Here is an 18,219-nt window from a genome sequence, read left to right as displayed (position 1 = left end):
GGAGAGACGATGAAAACACGCGATAGATTGCTTGAACGAATGGAACAAATCGGGGAATCGGTTGCCGCACACGAAGGAACGCTGATGTTGCTGGCATTAGGGTCGATCGGACTAGAGACGGAGCGACTGGATGATTATTCGGACCTCGATTTCTTTTTAATTGTCGAGGACGGGCAGAAGGCACGCTTTATCGACCGACTCGACTGGCTTGAAGTCGAGCCGCTTCACTATCAATTCCAAAATACGAAAGACGGACATAAGATCATGTATCACGATGGCATCTACGGTGAATTCGCCGTCTTTGAAGTACATGAACTCGCAGCGATCGCCTATACACCAGGACGCGTCGTCTGGCGACGGGACGAAGCACTCGACGTGTTTGCGACACCGCGTCTTGAAATCGCGCGTGAAGCGACGGCTTACTACTATGAAGAAGCATTGACGAACCTATATGTCGGCTTGCTTCGGGAACGCCGGGGCGAGATGCTCGCCGGGTTCGAACTCGTCCAAGTCGCGGCCGTTCAAAACGTCTTGAAGGCGCTCGGTGGACAAGGAGACCCGTTCAACCCGACACGTCGGGTCGAGACGAGACATCCAGAGATGATTTCTTTCTTGATGAGCGGGGTATTAGGATATGGCAAGTCGGGCGTCGCGGCGGCGGTCATCTTACGTTTTATCGAAGAGCGATATGAGGTCAACCCAACGATGAAACGAGAGATCGAACGGTTGCTTGAGACGTGAATTGATTTCTCTGAATATGCTACATTGATGAGAGAGGTGATGAACAGATGGTGACACTATACGGCTATCCACCATGCAGTACGTGTAAAAAAGCAGAAAAATGGTTGAAAGAGCAAGGGGTCGAGTATACATACGTTCATATCGTCGAATCGACACCGACGAAAGAAGAACTCGCCGAGCTGTGGAAACAATCAGACTTACCGCTTAAGAAGTTCTTCAATACGAGCGGGCAAGTCTATCGGAACGAAGGCATCAAAGACAAGCTACCAAATCTATCAGAAGACGAACAACTCGAGCTATTATCAAGCAATGGTATGCTTTTGAAGCGTCCAATCGTCACAAATGGTGAAAAAACGACGGTCGGATTTTCAGAAAAGTCCTTTACGGACGTTTGGGGCTAAGTGCTATAATACAGATGTGAGTCTAATTTATTTGAGGGGGAAGTTAGGATGAGCAAAGTACCAGCAAATTTACGTTATTCAAAAGAACATGAGTGGGTAGAAGTGAACGGAACGAAAGCCCGCATCGGCATCACGGATTTCGCACAAAGCGAACTAGGGGATATCGTGTTTGTGGAACTCCCAGAAGTTGACGGTACAATCCTACTCGACGAGCCATTCGGTTCAGTCGAATCAGTCAAGACGGTCTCTGAGTTGTATGCGCCAGTATCTGGACGCATCACAGCAGTGAACGAGGACCTTGCCGATTCTCCAGAACTCGTCAACGAGTCACCGTTTGAAAATGCATGGATGGTCGAAGTTGAGTTGACGGAAGAGTCGGATCTCGACAAGCTCATGTCTGCAGAAGAATATGAAGCGATGATTCAAGGATAAGTAAAACCGGCCTCTCCTAATTGGAGAAGCCGGCTTTTTTTGTTTACTCGAAATCGAGTCGGTAGTGGTCCGATTTGACGAGTGTCGCCCGTTCGAACACACGATAGAAGAAAATCCCAAGTCCGACTGGAATGAGCCCGAACAAGACGATCACGAGAAGCACGTTGAACAAGGCGAACCCGCCCGGCATGAGATGTAGCGCGTTTACCGGTCCGATGAGTCCAGATACGCCAAACCCTGCGCTGATTGGAGTCCCCTCGATTCTTAATATACCAGCGAGCGCACCGAGGATGGCCGCATTCGCCAAAATCGGAAGCATCATAATCGGGCGTCGGACGAAGTTTGCCATTTGAATCTTCGGCGATCCGAGGAAGTGGGCGATCGATGTACCGGTCGCGTTCGCCTGCCAACCCGCGATGGCGAGACCGAACCCGGCGGCGACGACGCCGAGGTTTGCCGCACCGGCTGCAACGCCTGATAAGCTAATCGCGGTCGCGATTCCGACAGTCGAAATCGGCGAGACGATGATGAGCGAGAACGCCATCGCGATCAAGATGCCCATGAGAACCGGTTGAAGATCCGTCATCGTCATGATGAGGTATCCGATGTATGTCGTGATCTGTGAGATATACGTCAATAAGAAGGCACCGATGCCGCCTGCGACGACAATGACTGTCATCGGCATGACGATGACCGTATACGTCTTCAAATGCGGGGCGAGCTTCATGACAAGAATCGTAGCGATCGCAGCGGTCACACCGGCTGTGATTACGTCACCGATTCCGGCCATCACGAACGCACCTTCGTTAATTCGAACGGCGCCACTGCCGACATAGGTTGCGATGGCGATTGTTCCAGCCTCTAAAATCGATCGTCCGAACTGCATCGCGACGGCAAGACCGATAATGGCCGGGAGGAGTCGCATCGCAATCGTCGTCGCATCCAATATGAATTGAAGAGACGGAAAATAAGGGAGTATAGCTTTCGTGAGTTCACCGAGCAGCGCGCTCGGGATGAGGGCGATCAGAATCGCCATACTGAGACCGTTTAAGACGTTCATCGTAAATTGCTTTGTCGTACCTGTTGCCTGTTCCGTCATCATTCATTCACCTGTCCTTCTTCTTTGCTGTTATGTACAAAAGCGATAAAGTTAGAACCCATATTATTCCTATCCGACAGAAGAGTCAAGAGAATCATTGAAAAATTCTGAAATTTCACGAGAGCACGATTTTTGAACGGGACTCGAACGACTATTATAATGACAAGAGAGGTGAGAAAAATGATTACAGACGGATACTTATATATATACGCCCCAATGTGTGGTACATGCGCTGTCGCGGAGAAAATGTTGACGGTTGTCGAGGCGGTCGACCCTGAAATTCAGATTGAAAAGCGCGATGCGAACTATATCCCAAAAGAACTTGAAGCTTATCAGGTGATGAGCGTCCCAGCGCTGTTAAAGCTTGAAAATGGCGAGGTTCGGGATCGTCTTTACGCTTTTCAAAACGTTCAACACGTCCTCTCTTTCGTAAAGTGAGAGAGGAACATTAGAATAATCTGAAAATTTTAAATAATCAGTTGACACAGAAAGTTCACGAATGGTATATTCATTACAACATCTTACTTGAACACAAAATAGGACGCGATATTCCCGACATCAAGACGTTTTGGTGAAGCCGCTGCTACCTTTATACGAATACACGTCAATCTTCCCTTCGATTGTCCCCCAAAAAAATCAAGCGAAGAAAGACGTTCCGTATAATCGCACGGTCCAAGTCAAGATCGAGTGATGATTGGTGAATCTCCCCCATATAAGGATGTAAATCTTGAACGGGCAAAAGATTTTCATCTATGGGCTGTCCTTCCGTGACTCAAGGTGCTACGTTCTGTGTCGTCCTCGGACGGCACCTTTTTTTGATTTTTTTGAAAAAATGATTTGACAGCAGAAAAAGCTGTCGCTATGATAAAGCTAATCGAATACACAACACTCTTATCAAGAGAGGCTGAGGGACTGGCCCTATGACGCCCAGCAACCGCGGAGCAATCCGAAATGGTGCTAATTCCAGCAAGGTGAGAAACCTTGAGAGATGAGAGCAATCGTTGTCCGTACGATAAAGTGCGCACGTTTGCTCAAACGTGCGCGCTTTTTTTGTTGTCAGGAGGGAAAGGAATTGATTCAATTACGAAACGTCGCCAAATGGTTCGATACGAAGAATGGTCGTGTCCAGGCGGTCGATGATGTGTCACTAACGATTGATCGCGGTGAAATTTTTGGAATAATCGGATATTCGGGGGCGGGGAAGTCGACGCTCATCCGATTGCTCAACCGTCTCGAGTCACCGTCTAGCGGTGAAATCGAGGTCGCCGGGAGTGAACTCACGAAGCTCAGCCCGAAAGAATTACGAGGGGTTCGCAAGAACGTCTCGATGGTCTTCCAGCACTTTAACCTTCTGTGGTCGCGCACGGTCGCAGAAAACATCAGCTTCCCACTCGAATTGATCGGGGTTCCGGCAAGTGAGCGGAAGCGTCGGGTCCAGGAACTCGTCGAGCTCGTCGGACTATCAGGTCGCGAAGACAGCTATCCGTCACAATTATCCGGGGGTCAAAAACAGCGAGTCGGGATTGCCCGCGCGCTCGCTACAAATCCAGAGGTGCTCCTCTGTGACGAAGCGACAAGCGCGCTCGACCCGAAGACGACGGATTCGATTCTTGAACTGCTCGTCAGCATCAATAAGAAACTCGGATTGACAATCGTCCTCATCACACATGAGATGCACGTTATCCAAAAGATTTGTCATCGCGTCGCCGTGATGGAGGCAGGGAAAGTCGTTGAGACAGGTCAAGTCTCTGACGTGTTCCAACATCCGGAGCAGCCAATCACAAAAGAATTCGTGAAACAAATCGGAGCGGTCGACGATCTGTCGCTCACGTTCGAACATTTGAAAGCACGCTATCCGAGTGGGCAAATCGTCAAATTGAAATTCTTGAACGAAACGGCAGAACAACCGATTTTGTCTGACGTCCTTAAGACGCACGACATCGGATTCAACATCATCGGCGGGAACGTGACTCAGTCACAAGTCGGTGCGCTCGGCACGCTATTCATCCAATTGATTGGGGAAGCACGAGAAATCGAACGCGCCATCGCGTCGATTCGTTCGCAATCAGTAGAAGTGGAGGTGGAAAGCGATGTTTCCTAACGTAGACTGGCAAATCATGATGGAACAGACATGGGAGACGTTATACATGACGCTCGTCGCGGGTGTCGCGACGTTTGTGATTGGACTCGCTTTAGGTTTGATTCTTTATATTACAAACGAATCGCTATTATTGAAGAATCGTCCAATTTACGTCTTCGTCAGCGCAATCGTCAACGTGTTTCGTTCGATCCCGTTCATCATCTTAATCATTTTACTCATCCCGTTCACGTTGTTCCTGCTTGGTACGATGCTCGGTTCGACGGCGGCGCTTCCGGCGCTCATCATCGGAGCGGCACCGTTCTATGCTCGAATGGTCGAACTTGCGCTTCGTGAAGTCGACCGTGGGGTCATCGAAGCGGCCGAATCGATGGGAGCGACGAAATGGCAAATCATCTACAAAGTCTTGATTCCGGAAGCTCTTCCGGCAATCGTTTCAGGACTCACGGTGACCATTGTGGCAATCGTCGGTTATACGGCGATGGCCGGTGTCGTCGGAGGCGGCGGACTCGGGAACTTGGCCTTCTTGGAAGGTTTCCAACGCTCACAAAACGACGTCACGTTCGTGGCGACGGTGCTCATCTTGATCATCGTGTTTGTCATCCAGTTCATCGGTGACCGACTCGTCACAAAAATTGATAAACGTTCAGCTTAATTACACATACACCATTTGGAGGGATTCATAATGAAAACTTGGAAAACAGTACTTGGATTGACAGCTTTATCAGCATTCACAGTTCTCGCGGCTTGCGGCGGAGAAGAGGCAGAAACAGGTTCTGGCGATGAAAAAACATTGATTGTCGGTGCGTCGAACGTACCGCACGCTGAGATTTTAGAGCACGTACAAGAAGAATATGAAGCAAAAGGCTACAAACTCGAAATCAAGAAGTTCCAAGACTACGTACTTCCGAACAAGACACTCGCAAGCGGTGAGCTCGATGCGAACTACTTCCAACATGAGCCATACCTCAAGTCACAAATGGCTGAAAACAAAGACTACAAATTCGCATCTGCGGGTGGCGTTCACATCGAGCCAATAGGTGTGTACTCACAGAAATACAAATCGCTCGATGAACTTCCTGAAGGCGCAGAAATCATCATGAGTTCATCGGTCGCTGACCACGGACGAATTCTCACGATGCTCCAATCAGAAGGTCTCATCACACTTGCTGAAGGCAAGACGGTCGATGCGACAGTCTCTGACATCGTTGACAATCCTAAAGACTTGAAGTTCAAAACAGACGTTGAAGCAGCACTTCTTCCGACAGCTTACAACAACGGAGAAGGCGATGCGGTCCTCATCAACACGAACTACGCAATCGACGCAGGTCTCAACCCACTTGAAGATGCCATCGCACTCGAAGGCGAAGACTCACCATACGTCAACTTGATCGTCACACGTGAAGGGGACGAAGAAGATGAGCGCGTCAAAGCACTCCTCGAAGTATTGACTTCTGAAGAGACACAACAGTGGATCTTAGACGAATACAAAGGTGCGGTCGTACCGGTACAACAATAAGCAGTCTCGACTCAGGGGTCATCCCCTGGGTCTTTTTTTGTCTAGTGTTCTTTCATAAAGAGAAGTACACTACATATATGAAAGAAAAGGGGGGATTTGGATGAAGCTCAGACAGATTCATCCACTGACGTGGGGCGTCCTGTTCGGGACATTTTTTGCACGACTGGCGACGTTTTTTGTCATGCCATTTTTTGCAATCTATCTGGCCACGCTCGGCTTTTCGGCGAGTGTGATTGGAACAATCTTTGCCGTGACGGCACTTTCGGGTCTGTTCATGAGCTTCTTTGGGGGGACACTCTCTGACCGATATGGGCGAAAACAGCTCATGTTGATCGGCATCGTGCTCAATGCCGTCACGTTCGCTGGTCTCGCGCTCGCGACCGAGCTGATTTGGTTTTATATGTTATCGATGTTGATGGGCATGTCGCGATCTTTCTTAGAACCGGCTTCGCGGGCACTCATCAGTGACACGACGCAGGCAGACCAACGGGTCATCGTCTATAACGTCCGTTACTTCATGATCAATATCGCCGCGGCCATCGGGCCACTCTTGGCGGTCGTCTTATCTCTCACCGGAGTGAAGACCGCATTCTTTGTCGTGACGGCAGTATACATATTGTATGGAATCATCATCTCGATCTTGTTTTATAAGTATCCATTTGAAGAAGGAGACGGGGTCAAGGCACGGCCACGCTTGACGGAGACGTTTCGCGTTTTACGAGACGACCGGACATTCCGTGCGGTCATCATCGGGATGATCTTCGCGATTATCGGTTACAGTCAGTTCAATTCGACGCTTCCTCAATTCATCGCATTAAGCGACGGGTTAGAAGACGGTTCGAGATTGTTCGCTTACTTATTGACGACGAACGCAATCACGGTGCTCATCGTGCAATATCCGATTATGCGTTTCGGGATTCGTGTCTCTCCGATCAAGTCACTCTTTTTTGGAATCTCAACATTGTCGTTCGGACTCTTGCTCATCGGATTTGCGACAGTGGAGTGGGTGTTATTCGTTGCAATGGCCATTTTCACGGTCGGCGAAGTGTTGATGTTCACGATGACAGATGTATTGACGGATGAACTGGCTCCCGAACATTTACGGGGAACTTATTTTGGGGCGATGGGATTGACGTCACTCGGTCAGACGATTGGACCGATTATCGGTGGGGTGTTACTGGATACGTTTGGCCAATCATCGCTTCCGGTGTTCGGAAGTTTGGCGGTGTTGACGGGATGTGGTGCCTTCTTCTTCGCGGCCGCAGTACGAGAGCGGAAAGCCGTCCTCGCACTCATCGAAGAGAATGCCGGATAATGTCTTGATTTCCTACTATTAGCATTCTCAACTTTTATCATTTTATTGAGAATGAATTCTAAGGTGAGTCGCTTGAAATAAAAAAATGACTAGTCTAAGATTAGAATATATCTAATCTACGCCATTCACTATGGCGAGAAAATACGGAAGGGGTATCCGAATGTCTAACGTACCACAAATGAAAATTGATGACCTCCGCGTCTCAATCGAAGGAAAAGAGATTGTCAAAGGTCTTAACCTAGAAATTAAAGGTGGCGAAATTCATGCCATCATGGGTCCAAACGGGACTGGTAAATCAACACTCGCATCAGCACTCATGGGTCATCCACTTTATGAGGTCACTGGGGGAAGCGTCGAATTAAACGGCGAAGATGTCCTCGAGATGGAAGTCGACGAGCGCGCACAAGCAGGGATGTTCCTTGCGATGCAGTACCCGGCTGAAATCAGCGGTGTGACAAACGCAGACTTCTTGCGTTCAGCAATCAACTCACGTCGTGAAGAAGGTCAGGAAATCTCACTCATGAAGTTCATCCGTGAACTCGATGCGAAGATGGAACTTCTCGAAATCCCTTCAGAAATGGCACACCGTTACTTAAACGAAGGATTCTCAGGTGGTGAGAAGAAGCGTAACGAAATTCTTCAAATGATGATGATCCAACCGAACATCGCCATCTTGGATGAAATCGACTCAGGTCTTGATATCGATGCGCTTAAAGTTGTCGCAAAAGGTGTCAACGAAATGCGTTCAGAAGAGTTCGGCTGCTTGATCATCACGCACTATCAGCGTCTCCTCAACTATATCGAACCAGACTTCGTACACATCATGATGGAAGGTAAAATCGTCATGTCTGGTGGAAAAGAGCTCGCACAGCGACTCGAGGCAGAAGGTTACGACTGGGTGAAGCAAGAACTCGGAATGACAGTAGACACAGAAGCGTAAGGAGGCTGTACGATGACCGTACAATTTGAATTGGATGCACAAGCGTTGTCGGCACGTGCAGAAGCGCTCGGCGGACCAGCATGGATGGTCAACCGACGTAAAGAGGCAGCAGAACTTGCGCCGACACTTGCTTTGCCAAAAGTTGAAAAGATTAAGATTGATAAATGGGACTTCGCAGCGGGTGATGTCAATCTCGAACCGAAAGACGGTTTGACAGCTGATATCGAATCACTTCTCGGAGACCACCGGACAAACGTGCTCGTTGAACGCAACGGTCATGTCGTCTATAACGAATTGTCGATGCCAGAAGGCGTCTTGTTCATGGGAATCAAAGAAGCGATGGAGCAACATCCAGAGCTCGTTGAGAAATACTTCATGACGGAAGGCGTACGTGTCGATGAAGAACGTCTTTCGGCGTTGAACGCTGCCCTCACAAACGGTGGGGCGTTCATTTACGTACCGAAAAACACACAATTGAAAGATCCGCTTCAAGCCATCTTCACGATGGAACAGGCGAACGGTGCCCTCTATCACCACACGATCCTTGTCGCTGACGAAGGTAGTGAAGTGACATACATCGAAAACTTCCTCTCTGGTACGAACGAACCGCATATGGTCAACGTCGTGACGGAAGTATTCGCTGGAGAGAACGCGAAAGTCGTCTTCGGTGGTGTCGATCAGCTCGCTGAATCAGCCCTCACGTTCATGAACCGTCGCGGTGTCGTCTATGCGAACGGTCGCCTCGATTGGGCGCTCGGTCACATGAATGACGGGAACTCGGTCGTCGAAACGAAGACTCACCTCGTCGGAGACAACACATATTCGGATACAAAAGCTGTGACAATCGGTCGCGGTGCACAAAAACAAAACTTCAACATCCGTACCGACCACTTCGGAAAAGCATCTGAAGGGTTCATCTTGATTCACGGTGTTCAAAAAGACGCAGCTACTGCGATCTTCAGCGGGACATCGATGATTCACCACGGTGCTTCAAAATCGAACGGTGTTCAAACAGAGCGCGTCTTGATGCTCTCTGAAAAAGCACGTGGGGATGCCAACCCGATTCTTCTCATCGATGAAGATGATGTTATGGCAGGTCACGCGGCATCAGTCGGCCGTGTCGATGATGTTCAATTGTACTACTTGATGAGCCGTGGATTGTCTCGCCAAGAGGCAGAGCGTTTAATCATCCACGGATTCTTGACGCCTGTCGTCGAAGAACTCGCAATCGATTCGGTCAAAGACCGTCTCCGCGAAGTCATCGAAGGGAAAGTACGTTAAGATGTTGAACGCCTCGATTCGTGAACAGTTTCCGATTTTAGATCAGGAAATCAATGGACACCCGCTCGTTTATCTTGATAGCGCGGCGAGCTCACAAAAGCCGCTCGCTGTCATCGAGGCGATCGAGGACTATTATCGTCGCAACCATTCGAACGTGCATCGTGGCGTCCATACGCTCGGGACGCAAGCAACGGATGCGTATGAAGGAGCACGCGAACGCGTTCGCTCGTTCATCCATGCGGCGGTTCCTGAAGAAATCATTTTCACACGTGGGACGACGACGGCCATCAACTTGGTCGCATCGAGCTACGGAGATGCAAATGTCGGTGAAGGCGACGAGATCGTCCTCACTCCGATGGAACACCATGCGAACTTGATTCCGTGGCAACAACTTGCCAAGCGGAAAGGCGCGACGCTTCGTTACGTCGAACTCACGCCGGACGGACGTGTCACACTGGATGCCGTTCAAGCCGTCTTATCGGACCGGACAAAAATTGTCGCGATGAGCCACGTCTCGAACGTGCTCGGTACGATCAATCCGATTGCCGAAGTCGCTCGACTTGCGCATGAGAAAGGTGCCGTCATGGTCGTCGATGCCGCACAAAGTGCACCGCATCGTAAACTGGACGTTCAAGCGCTCGACTGTGACTTCCTTGCCTTTTCTGGACATAAGATGCTCGGACCGACTGGAATCGGTGTCTTATACGGAAAGAAACAACTTCTCAAAAACATGGAACCGGTCGAGTTCGGTGGCGAGATGATCGACTATGTCGATTTGTATGAATCGACGTGGAAAGACATCCCTTACCGCTTCGAAGCGGGAACACCAATCATTGCTGGGGCGGTCGGACTTGCGGCAGCCATCGATTTCTTAGAAGAAATCGGGCTTGAGAACGTCGAAGCACACGAACGTGAACTCGCTTCTTACGCGATCGAGCAGATGAAAACGATTGAAGGAATCGAGATTTATGGTCCTGAAGATCGCGTCGGTCTCGTTACGTTCAACTTGAAAGACGTGCATGCGCACGACCTCGCGACCGTTCTCGATATGCAAGGCATCGCGGTTCGTGCCGGTCACCACTGTGCACAACCACTCATGCGTCTTTTGAAGCAATCATCGACGGCGCGGGCGAGCTTCTATTTGTACAACACAAAAGAAGAGGTCGACCGTTTCATCGAGGGATTACGTCAAACGAAGGAGTATTTCAATTATGAGTTTTAATAATCTCGACATGTTGTACCGCCAGGTCATCATGGATCACTATAAAAACCCAAGAAACCGTGGCGTCATCGAAGATGGCGTGACGGTGGACTTGAACAACCCGACATGTGGGGATTCGCTTCGTCTTCAACTACAAGTCGAAGACGACATCGTCAAAGATGCGAAGTTTGAAGGAGAAGGCTGCTCGATTAGTCTCGCCTCGGCATCGATGATGACCCAAATCGTCAAAGGAAAAACAGTAGAAGAGGCGCTTCAACTCGCTAACATCTTCTCTGAAATGGTTCAAGGCAAAGAGTACGACACGGATACGTTTGACCTCGGTGATATCGAGGCGCTCTCAGGCGTATCGAAATTCCCGGCTCGAATCAAGTGTGCCACGCTCGCGTGGAAGGCGCTTGAAAAAGGAGTAGACGAGGACGCGTAAGGAGAAGGAGGAGACCGATATGGCAAAGAACATGCCGGAAATTGGCGATTATAAATACGGCTTCCATGATCGGGACGTTTCGATTTTCCGTTCAGGCCGCGGCTTGACGACAGAAATCGTAGAGACGATCTCGCGCATGAAAGAAGAGCCACAATGGATGCTCGACTTCCGTTTGAAGTCGTTGGATCACTTCAACAAGATGGCGATGCCGACATGGGGCGGAGACCTCTCGGCACTTGATTTCGACGAAATCACTTACTATGTCAAACCATCTGAAAAGACAGAACGCTCATGGGATGAGGTACCAGAAGAAATCAAACGTACGTTTGACAAGCTCGGTATCCCAGAAGCAGAGCAAAAATACTTGGCAGGTGTCTCGGCTCAGTATGAGTCTGAGGTTGTCTACCACAGCATGCAAGAAGACTTCGAAGCCAAAGGTGTCATCTTCAAAGATACAGACACAGCACTCAAAGAAGACGAAGAAATCTTCAAAGAGTACTTTGGTAAGTTGATTCCGCCGACAGACAACAAGTTCGCGGCCCTCAACTCAGCTGTTTGGTCGGGTGGCTCGTTCATCTACGTACCAAAAGGTGTAAAACTCGAGCAACCGCTCCAAGCTTATTTCCGCATCAACTCGGAAAACATGGGTCAGTTCGAGCGTACGCTCATCATCGTCGACGAAGGCGCATCGGTTCATTACGTCGAAGGATGTACAGCACCGGTTTACACAACGAACTCGCTTCACTCAGCGGTCGTTGAGATCTTCGTCAACAAAGATGCATACTGCCGTTACACGACAATCCAAAACTGGGCGAACAACGTCTACAACTTGGTAACGAAACGTGCAGTCTGTGAAGCGGGTGGATCAATGGAGTGGATCGATGGAAACATTGGATCGAAACTCACGATGAAATACCCGGCTGTCATCTTGAAAGGGGAAGGCGCACGTGGGATGACACTCTCGATCGCCCTCGCTGGTAAAGGGCAGCACCAAGACGCTGGAGCGAAAATGATTCACCTCGCACCGAACACATCTTCGTCAATCGTCTCGAAATCGATTTCGAAACAAGGCGGAAAAGTATCGTATCGTGGAATCGTCCACTTCGGACGTAAGGCGAAGGGCGCGCGCTCGAACATCGAGTGTGACACGCTCATCATGGACAACGAGTCGACGTCAGATACAATCCCGTACAACGAAATCTTGAACGACCAAGTGTCGCTCGAGCACGAAGCGAAAGTCTCAAAAGTGTCAGAAGAGCAACTCTTCTACCTTATGAGCCGTGGAATCTCGGAAGAAGAAGCGACAGAAATGATCGTTATGGGCTTCATCGAGCCATTCACAAAAGAATTGCCAATGGAATATGCGGTCGAAATGAACCGTCTCATCAAGTTCGAGATGGAAGGTTCGATTGGATAATCGTGACTTTGAAACCAGCGAAGCTAAGCTTCGCTGGTTTTTTGTATAATGAAATAAGGAGGCGATAACGTGACCCATCGATTTTTAGTAGAGAGACGAGAGATTTATTCATTCATGAATCCCATGCTTGTCATTTGCCCGAGATGTGGGGGACAGGCCGATGTGTGGGAAAAGAATGATGAGGTGCGCCTAAGTTGTCTTCATTGCAGTCATTTGCAAACAAAGGAGAGCGGTGCTAAATACGTCGGAGAAGCAATCGATGTTCATTTTAGCTTGCCGCTATTTTTACAAACAGGTTGTTGTGGTCATGTGTTATGGGCTTACAACCGTGAACACCTCAACTATATTAAGGATTATATCGAGGCGAAGATTCGGACGAGCGAGGGAACGAACCGTAGTCTCGAAAGTCGATTACCCGCTTGGATGAAAAGCAAGCGGAACCGTAAAGAAGTGTTACGAACGATTGAAAAATTAGAGCTTACGATAGAAGGTTCAACAGCATGAACCGACGAGAGGAATTCCAATACATAGAGAGACACCAATTGACATCGGTGATGAACGAGACAAAATGGCAACGTCTCAATCGAGCTATTTCTGAAACGTTGACGCATGCGCCGCCGTATCAAATGAAATACTTAGGGGAGGATACGTTATTTCCAAGTGATTCGTTATCCGAGTATGAAATATTGTGGGGAGAGTGGGATGAAATCTGGCTGGAATCCCGTTTACGGTCCATCGAATGGATTCGTTTGCGACCAAGCGTACTGCTCTATAAGGGAGTGATTCTTGACCCAGACGTTTGTGATATGTCCACCGAACTCATTTCAATTTTAGAGAGAGAAAGAATTCCGTTCACCTTGGAAAGTGAGACAATTCAAATTTTCGGTTATATTCGGAATACAGGAATCTTTGAACCGAAGTAGGATATTTAACGTAATCATGTATTTTTCATGCGGCTTTTGTCGTTAAAGATGGAAGAGTCGGGTATGCTAAAAAGAGAATGATATATAGAAAGGAAGGATCTACATGACACGTATTCCGCATAAAGATGATATTGACCCGAAAGACATCACCCGCATCGCCGTGATCGGTGCCGGTTGGGTCGGAGTCAGTTTTGCTTATCAATTATCGACGGCAGCCCTTTGTGAGGAGCTCGTCTTAATCGACTCGAATCATGCCAAGGCAGAAGGGGAGGCGATGGACCTCAATCACGGGATCTCCTTTGCCCCGACACCGGTCCGAATCTGGGCAGGGGACTATTCAGATTGTAAAGACGCAGACATCGTCGTCATCACTGCAGGAGCGGCGCAAAAACTCGGGCAGACACGGATGGACCTCGTCGAGCAAAACGCGAAAGTCGTCCGCACCGTGACGGAAGACTTGATGAAGAGTGGATTTGACGGCATCTTGGTCGTCGCGACGAACCCGGTCGATGTCATGGCACACGTCGCATGGAAAACATCGGGTCTACCGAAAGAACGTGTCATCGGTTCAGGGACTGTCCTCGATACGGCACGACTCCGCTACAAACTTGGAGACTATTTCGAACTGTCGCCACGAAACTGCCACGCCTATTATATGGGAGAACACGGCGATACGGGATTTGTCGCATGGAACAACGCGCGCATCTATGGAAAGAGTATCGATGAACTGTTGGCAGAGAACGAACAGTATCAGTTTGAGGACTTGGAATCCATCTATACAGATGTGCGAGACGCTGCTTATCAGATCATTGAATATAAGAGTGCCGCTTATTATGCGATTGGGGTTGGCTTGCTACGTATCATTCGAGCCATCGTTCGAAATGAAAACTCTGTCGTCACGATTGGGGCTCATTTAGAAGGCGAGTATGGGGCGAATGACGTGCATATCGGTGTACCGGCCTTGATTGACCGGAGCGGCATTCGCAAGATCATCGAGATTGAATTGACGGACGAAGAACAACAGAAGTTTGATGCCTCGGTACAAGCGATCAAGGCTGGAATCGAGAAAGTTGAACCGGCATCCTAAAAAAAGATCCGACTGCGTGAGCAGTCGGATTGTTGGTTAAGACGCCTCTTCTTCGGCGATATCTTTCTTATAGTACTTCTCGGACGTGAAGAATTCGGTCGTTAATCGCTTCACCTCACTGCTGAGTAACAATACGGCAATCATATTCGGGATGAGAATCATCGCGAGCATCAAGTCGAGGAAGTTCCAAATCATTTGAGCGCCTCCAATCGAACCGATGACAATCGAGACGATATAGACCGCCTTCATGATTTTTCCTGCTGTCAAACCGAACAAGTACTCGGCCTGACGCGAACCGTAAAAGATGATGACGATGATCGTCGAGAGCACGAAGAAAATGAGGGAGATGGTGACGAGTAAACTTCCCGTATACCCAAAGTATTCACGGAAGGCGATCGTCGTCAACGCTGCTGGGTCTTCCATTGCCCCATCCGCCGTCCACACACCTGAAGATAAGACGACGAAGGCTGTCGTGCTACAAATAATCAACGTATCGATGACGATTCCGATGACCGCCCAGAATCCTTGGCGTACCGGATGATCCGTCTGTGCAGCGGCATGGGCGATTGGTGCCGTCCCAAGACCGGCTTCATTCGAATAGAGTCCGCGGGCGAAACCCCAACGAATCGTTTCGGCGACTGCGGCTCCGGCGAAACCACCGAACGCGGCCATCGGCTCGAACGCATAAGAGAAGATAAGACTGAGTACGTTTGGAATCTCAGACAGGTTCATCAACACGATGATGAGTCCGGCCCCGACGTAGACGAGTGCCATCCCAGGAACGACGATCTCGGTCACTTTCGCGATTCGTTTCAGACCACCGAAGACGATGATGCCGACAAGAACGGCAACGACAATGCCGGTGATGAGCGTGTTTCCGTTGAACGTCTCACGGACTGCGGAGCTGACAGCGTTCCCCTGTACCATGATACTCGGGATGAGTTCGATCATGAGGGCAAAGGCGAACCAAGTCGCAAGCCATTTCCAACGAAGGCCTTTTGATATGTAGTAGACAGGTCCCCCGACAAATTCGCCGGCGTCATTCTTTTCACGATAGTGGACGGCCAGTACGCTCTCCGAGAACTTGATGGCCATGCCGATGATGGCGATGACCCACATCCAGAAGATGGCACCCGGTCCCCCGAACATGATCGCTGCAGGTACACCGATGATGTTCGCGGCTCCGACTGTTGAAGAGAGCGCTGACGTTAAGGCTTGTCTCGGGCTTATGTCGCCTTCACCTTTTGGTTTTTTAAAGATGCTGCCGAATGTTTGCTTAAATATGTAGATTGGATAGCGAAACTGAAAGAAACCAAGTTTGATCGTGAGAAACACACCAGACAAGACGAGTAACGAGATGATTGGCACGCCCCAAAGCCAATTCGAAAAACTCGTGACGATATCGATAACTGCATTCATATAACCACTCCAATTCCATTATTTTACTTAAATACTGTTTCCTAAAGTAAGGATCTCTAAACATCTTTGTCAAAATAAAGGAGGAATATAGAATGAGAGTCGCCAAACATTTGATCGTATCTGGACGTGTCCAAGGCGTCGGGTTTCGATACTTTTCCCAAGAGTCCGCTCGCCAATACGGAATCAAAGGATGGGTGCGAAACTTGAATGACGGAACGGTCGAACTTCACGTAGAAGGCACAAATGAAGACATCGAGTCATTTCAAAAAGCTTTAAAAGATGGAAATCGTTTCGTCGGCGTCGAGCGAATTGACGAGGCGAAAACAGATGATCAAGGATTTCGGAAGTTCGAAATTCGCTATTAAACGCTTACATTCTCCTTCGTAGTGAAGGAGGATTTTTAGTGAAATCCACATTTCAAAAAAATAAACCTCGATTTTTGGAGATGGGGTGGTCAAACGATAGGAAGTGTGTATAATGGAATAGACCAAGCGATATATTGTCAGAAAATTTAGTTATTATTTTTTTGTTAAGTCGTTCGGATTATCAAGTGTATGGAGGTAGTTGTATGAAAAAATCGACATTGTTCCCGTTAGCGTTTACGATTTTTGCTTTATTCTTTGGGGCCGGGAACTTGCTGTTCCCACCAGAGCTCGGCGCCTTGGCGGGGGAAAACCTCGTACCGGCGATGATCGGGTTCGTCATTACGGGTGTCGGTTTACCGCTTCTTGCTTTGTTCGCAGTCGCTCGGGTAGGCGGCGGAACAGACCAAATTGCTCGTTATATTCCAAAACGTCTCGCGCTCGTCTTGACGGGATTGATGTATGTAGCCATCGGACCATTCTTCGGAATCCCGCGTACGGCTGCTGTCACGTATGAAATGGGACTTGTTCCGTTTCTCGATGCACCTTCAACTTTGACACTTGCGATGAGTTCGACCGTCTTTTTCGGGTTGACGTTCTTCTTAACGCTTCGTGCTCAAAAGTTGATTGAAGTCATCGGACGAATCATCACACCAATCCTCTTGTTCTTGCTCGCAGCGATTGGAATCACGAACCTTGTCGCTCCTCTCGGAGAGCCAGGAGCTCCAGCAGAAGGGTTTGAGACATGGGTTGGCGCACTCGGTCAAGGTTTCCAACAAGGTTATTTGACGATGGATGTATTCGGGGCCCTCGTCTTTGGGGCAATCGTCCTCGTCACGTTGAAAGCCAATGGATTGAGTGACCAAAAAGAAGCGTCTTCACTCCTTCGCTCTGCAGGGATGCTCGCGGTTACCTGTTTGATGCTCGTCTACATCTCGCTCGGATCAATCGGTGCGAATATGACGGTCGCAGAAGGAACAACGAGTGGCGCAAGCCTTCTCCAAGCGTTCGCTGGTACGTCATACGGACAAGTCGGAATGCTCGCTCTCGGGTTAGCGGTCTTCCTCGCTTGTTTGACGACAGCGGTCGGACTCATCTCGGAGTTTTCACGCTTCATCAGCAACCAGTTTGATTCACTCAAATACCACCATGTCGTCATCGCGACTACATTGTTCGGCTATTTGATCTCACTCGTCGGATTGGGCACGTTGATCCAAATCGCGGTCCCACTTCTCACGCTTCTCTATCCGGTCATGATCGCGCTCGTGCTCGTGTCGGTGACAGAACGACTTCAACGCAACCCTGGTGTGGCGATGAAGGCTACGATTTACACGGCACTCGTTCTTTCATTGTTTGAGACGTGGAATGGCATCCAGCCGTCTGCGGTCACTTCTTGGATCTCAAGCTTGCCAATGGCGGAAATCGGTCTTGCTTGGGCGGTTCCAACGATGATTGTCTATGCGATCACACTCCTTCTTCCGAAGGGTGCATCGCAAGAATCACTTGCTCAGTCACGCATCTCATAAGTCTAGCCCATCC

20 protein-coding genes and 1 riboswitch are annotated in these 18,219 nt (G+C 49.1%); of the genes, 18 read left to right on the top strand and 2 right to left on the bottom strand.

The features are described from left to right. The first annotated feature begins 9 nt into the window (after window positions 1-9). Genes KNO75_RS06665 through gcvH form a run of 3 tightly spaced genes read left to right on the top strand, consistent with a single transcriptional unit; the run spans window position 10 to window position 1,574 of the window. On the top strand, window positions 10-741 hold the full coding sequence (locus tag KNO75_RS06665; RefSeq protein WP_214820564.1) for a hypothetical protein: 732 nt from the start codon (window positions 10-12) through the stop codon (window positions 739-741). A gap of 47 nt (window positions 742-788) precedes the next feature. Next, entirely contained in the window at window positions 789-1,142 is a 354-nt protein-coding gene (locus KNO75_RS06660; protein WP_214693491.1) for an arsenate reductase family protein, read from the top strand. Window positions 1,143-1,190: 48 nt separating this feature from the next. Next, on the top strand, window positions 1,191-1,574 hold the full coding sequence (gcvH, locus tag KNO75_RS06655) for a glycine cleavage system protein GcvH (protein ID WP_026825478.1): 384 nt from the start codon (window positions 1,191-1,193) through the stop codon (window positions 1,572-1,574). A 43-nt stretch (window positions 1,575-1,617) separates the two neighbouring features. On the opposite strand, the gene KNO75_RS06650 is transcribed toward gcvH, so the two are convergent. Next, on the bottom strand, window positions 1,618-2,676 hold the full coding sequence (locus KNO75_RS06650) for a PTS sugar transporter subunit IIC (RefSeq protein WP_214760097.1): 1,059 nt from the start codon (window positions 2,674-2,676) through the stop codon (window positions 1,618-1,620). A 177-nt stretch (window positions 2,677-2,853) separates the two neighbouring features. On the opposite strand from KNO75_RS06650, the gene KNO75_RS06645 reads away from it, so the two are divergent. The 13 genes from KNO75_RS06645 to KNO75_RS06585 all read left to right on the top strand — a co-directional run bounded on the left by KNO75_RS06645 (window position 2,854) and on the right by KNO75_RS06585 (window position 14,899). Next, window positions 2,854-3,111, top strand: a complete 258-nt coding sequence (locus tag KNO75_RS06645; RefSeq protein ID WP_214693488.1) for a thioredoxin family protein — start codon at window positions 2,854-2,856, stop codon at window positions 3,109-3,111. Window positions 3,112-3,561: 450 nt separating this feature from the next. Next, window positions 3,562-3,668, top strand: a riboswitch (SAM riboswitch). Window positions 3,669-3,745: 77 nt separating this feature from the next. Next, window positions 3,746-4,774, top strand: coding sequence for a methionine ABC transporter ATP-binding protein (locus KNO75_RS06640; protein ID WP_214693486.1), 1,029 nt, complete (start codon window positions 3,746-3,748; stop codon window positions 4,772-4,774). Beyond that, window positions 4,764-5,426: a methionine ABC transporter permease gene (locus KNO75_RS06635; protein WP_012726857.1), complete on the top strand. Its 663-nt coding sequence runs from the start codon at window positions 4,764-4,766 to the stop codon at window positions 5,424-5,426. The genes KNO75_RS06640 and KNO75_RS06635 overlap by 11 nt, the downstream gene beginning before the upstream one ends. 30 nt (window positions 5,427-5,456) lie before the next feature. Further along, window positions 5,457-6,290 carry a MetQ/NlpA family ABC transporter substrate-binding protein gene (locus KNO75_RS06630; RefSeq protein WP_214820562.1) on the top strand — a complete coding sequence of 278 codons (834 nt, stop codon included), beginning with the start codon at window positions 5,457-5,459 and terminating at the stop codon, window positions 6,288-6,290. A gap of 100 nt (window positions 6,291-6,390) precedes the next feature. Further along, entirely contained in the window at window positions 6,391-7,605 is a 1,215-nt protein-coding gene (locus KNO75_RS06625; protein ID WP_214820560.1) for an MDR family MFS transporter, read from the top strand. Between the two features lie 178 nt (window positions 7,606-7,783). Continuing rightward, on the top strand, window positions 7,784-8,545 hold the full coding sequence (gene sufC / locus KNO75_RS06620) for a Fe-S cluster assembly ATPase SufC (protein WP_214694014.1): 762 nt from the start codon (window positions 7,784-7,786) through the stop codon (window positions 8,543-8,545). Between the two features lie 12 nt (window positions 8,546-8,557). After that, complete coding sequence (sufD, locus tag KNO75_RS06615) at window positions 8,558-9,826, top strand: Fe-S cluster assembly protein SufD (RefSeq protein ID WP_214820558.1); 1,269 nt, start codon at window positions 8,558-8,560, stop codon at window positions 9,824-9,826. A gap of 1 nt (window position 9,827) precedes the next feature. Further along, complete coding sequence (locus tag KNO75_RS06610) at window positions 9,828-11,048, top strand: cysteine desulfurase (RefSeq protein ID WP_031422927.1); 1,221 nt, start codon at window positions 9,828-9,830, stop codon at window positions 11,046-11,048. Next, a complete protein-coding gene (gene sufU, locus KNO75_RS06605; RefSeq protein ID WP_026825487.1) occupies window positions 11,038-11,472 on the top strand; it encodes a Fe-S cluster assembly sulfur transfer protein SufU in 435 nt (144 codons plus the stop codon). Before KNO75_RS06610 ends, sufU begins: the two co-directional genes overlap by 11 nt. Window positions 11,473-11,491: 19 nt before the next feature. Further along, the gene (gene sufB / locus KNO75_RS06600; RefSeq protein ID WP_047795116.1) at window positions 11,492-12,889 is read left to right on the top strand and encodes a Fe-S cluster assembly protein SufB; all 1,398 of its coding nucleotides are present in this window, start codon (window positions 11,492-11,494) and stop codon (window positions 12,887-12,889) included. A 69-nt stretch (window positions 12,890-12,958) separates the two neighbouring features. Then, window positions 12,959-13,393, top strand: coding sequence for a hypothetical protein (locus tag KNO75_RS06595; protein ID WP_214820556.1), 435 nt, complete (start codon window positions 12,959-12,961; stop codon window positions 13,391-13,393). Further along, on the top strand, window positions 13,390-13,812 hold the full coding sequence (locus KNO75_RS06590) for a DUF6678 family protein (RefSeq protein WP_251126059.1): 423 nt from the start codon (window positions 13,390-13,392) through the stop codon (window positions 13,810-13,812). The genes KNO75_RS06595 and KNO75_RS06590 overlap by 4 nt, the downstream gene beginning before the upstream one ends. Before the next feature lie 103 nt (window positions 13,813-13,915). After that, entirely contained in the window at window positions 13,916-14,899 is a 984-nt protein-coding gene (locus KNO75_RS06585; protein WP_214820554.1) for an L-lactate dehydrogenase, read from the top strand. Window positions 14,900-14,935: 36 nt separating this feature from the next. Here the strand turns inward: KNO75_RS06585 and KNO75_RS06580 are convergent, their stop codons facing one another. Beyond that, the gene (locus tag KNO75_RS06580) at window positions 14,936-16,318 is read right to left on the bottom strand and encodes an alanine/glycine:cation symporter family protein (RefSeq protein WP_214760106.1); all 1,383 of its coding nucleotides are present in this window, start codon (window positions 16,316-16,318) and stop codon (window positions 14,936-14,938) included. 92 nt (window positions 16,319-16,410) lie between these two features. Between KNO75_RS06580 and KNO75_RS06575 the strand changes: the two genes are divergently transcribed. Both KNO75_RS06575 and brnQ read left to right on the top strand, forming a co-directional pair. Next, window positions 16,411-16,683 carry an acylphosphatase gene (locus KNO75_RS06575; RefSeq protein WP_214820552.1) on the top strand — a complete coding sequence of 91 codons (273 nt, stop codon included), beginning with the start codon at window positions 16,411-16,413 and terminating at the stop codon, window positions 16,681-16,683. Window positions 16,684-16,886: 203 nt separating this feature from the next. Then, entirely contained in the window at window positions 16,887-18,206 is a 1,320-nt protein-coding gene (brnQ, locus tag KNO75_RS06570; protein ID WP_214746231.1) for a branched-chain amino acid transport system II carrier protein, read from the top strand. The last annotated feature ends 13 nt before the right edge of the window (window positions 18,207-18,219 follow it).

The organism is Exiguobacterium sp. s35, from assembly GCF_018617535.1.
GTDB classification, from domain to species: Bacteria; Bacillota; Bacilli; order Exiguobacteriales; family Exiguobacteriaceae; genus Exiguobacterium; species Exiguobacterium aestuarii.
This window is presented reverse-complemented; position numbering and strand designations above follow the sequence as displayed.

Coding starts and splice junctions, on each gene's coding strand:
- KNO75_RS06665 (WP_214820564.1), top strand. CDS start 10: ATGAAAACACGCGATAGATTGCTTGAACGAATGGAACAAATCGGGGAA.
- KNO75_RS06660 (WP_214693491.1), top strand. CDS start 789: ATGGTGACACTATACGGCTATCCACCATGCAGTACGTGTAAAAAAGCA.
- gcvH (WP_026825478.1), top strand. CDS start 1,191: ATGAGCAAAGTACCAGCAAATTTACGTTATTCAAAAGAACATGAGTGG.
- KNO75_RS06650 (WP_214760097.1), bottom strand. CDS start 2,676: ATGATGACGGAACAGGCAACAGGTACGACAAAGCAATTTACGATGAAC.
- KNO75_RS06645 (WP_214693488.1), top strand. CDS start 2,854: ATGATTACAGACGGATACTTATATATATACGCCCCAATGTGTGGTACA.
- KNO75_RS06635 (WP_012726857.1), top strand. CDS start 4,764: ATGTTTCCTAACGTAGACTGGCAAATCATGATGGAACAGACATGGGAG.
- KNO75_RS06630 (WP_214820562.1), top strand. CDS start 5,457: ATGAAAACTTGGAAAACAGTACTTGGATTGACAGCTTTATCAGCATTC.
- KNO75_RS06625 (WP_214820560.1), top strand. CDS start 6,391: ATGAAGCTCAGACAGATTCATCCACTGACGTGGGGCGTCCTGTTCGGG.
- sufC (WP_214694014.1), top strand. CDS start 7,784: ATGAAAATTGATGACCTCCGCGTCTCAATCGAAGGAAAAGAGATTGTC.
- sufD (WP_214820558.1), top strand. CDS start 8,558: ATGACCGTACAATTTGAATTGGATGCACAAGCGTTGTCGGCACGTGCA.
- KNO75_RS06610 (WP_031422927.1), top strand. CDS start 9,828: ATGTTGAACGCCTCGATTCGTGAACAGTTTCCGATTTTAGATCAGGAA.
- sufU (WP_026825487.1), top strand. CDS start 11,038: ATGAGTTTTAATAATCTCGACATGTTGTACCGCCAGGTCATCATGGAT.
- sufB (WP_047795116.1), top strand. CDS start 11,492: ATGGCAAAGAACATGCCGGAAATTGGCGATTATAAATACGGCTTCCAT.
- KNO75_RS06590 (WP_251126059.1), top strand. CDS start 13,390: ATGAACCGACGAGAGGAATTCCAATACATAGAGAGACACCAATTGACA.
- KNO75_RS06585 (WP_214820554.1), top strand. CDS start 13,916: ATGACACGTATTCCGCATAAAGATGATATTGACCCGAAAGACATCACC.
- KNO75_RS06580 (WP_214760106.1), bottom strand. CDS start 16,318: ATGAATGCAGTTATCGATATCGTCACGAGTTTTTCGAATTGGCTTTGG.
- KNO75_RS06575 (WP_214820552.1), top strand. CDS start 16,411: ATGAGAGTCGCCAAACATTTGATCGTATCTGGACGTGTCCAAGGCGTC.
- brnQ (WP_214746231.1), top strand. CDS start 16,887: ATGAAAAAATCGACATTGTTCCCGTTAGCGTTTACGATTTTTGCTTTA.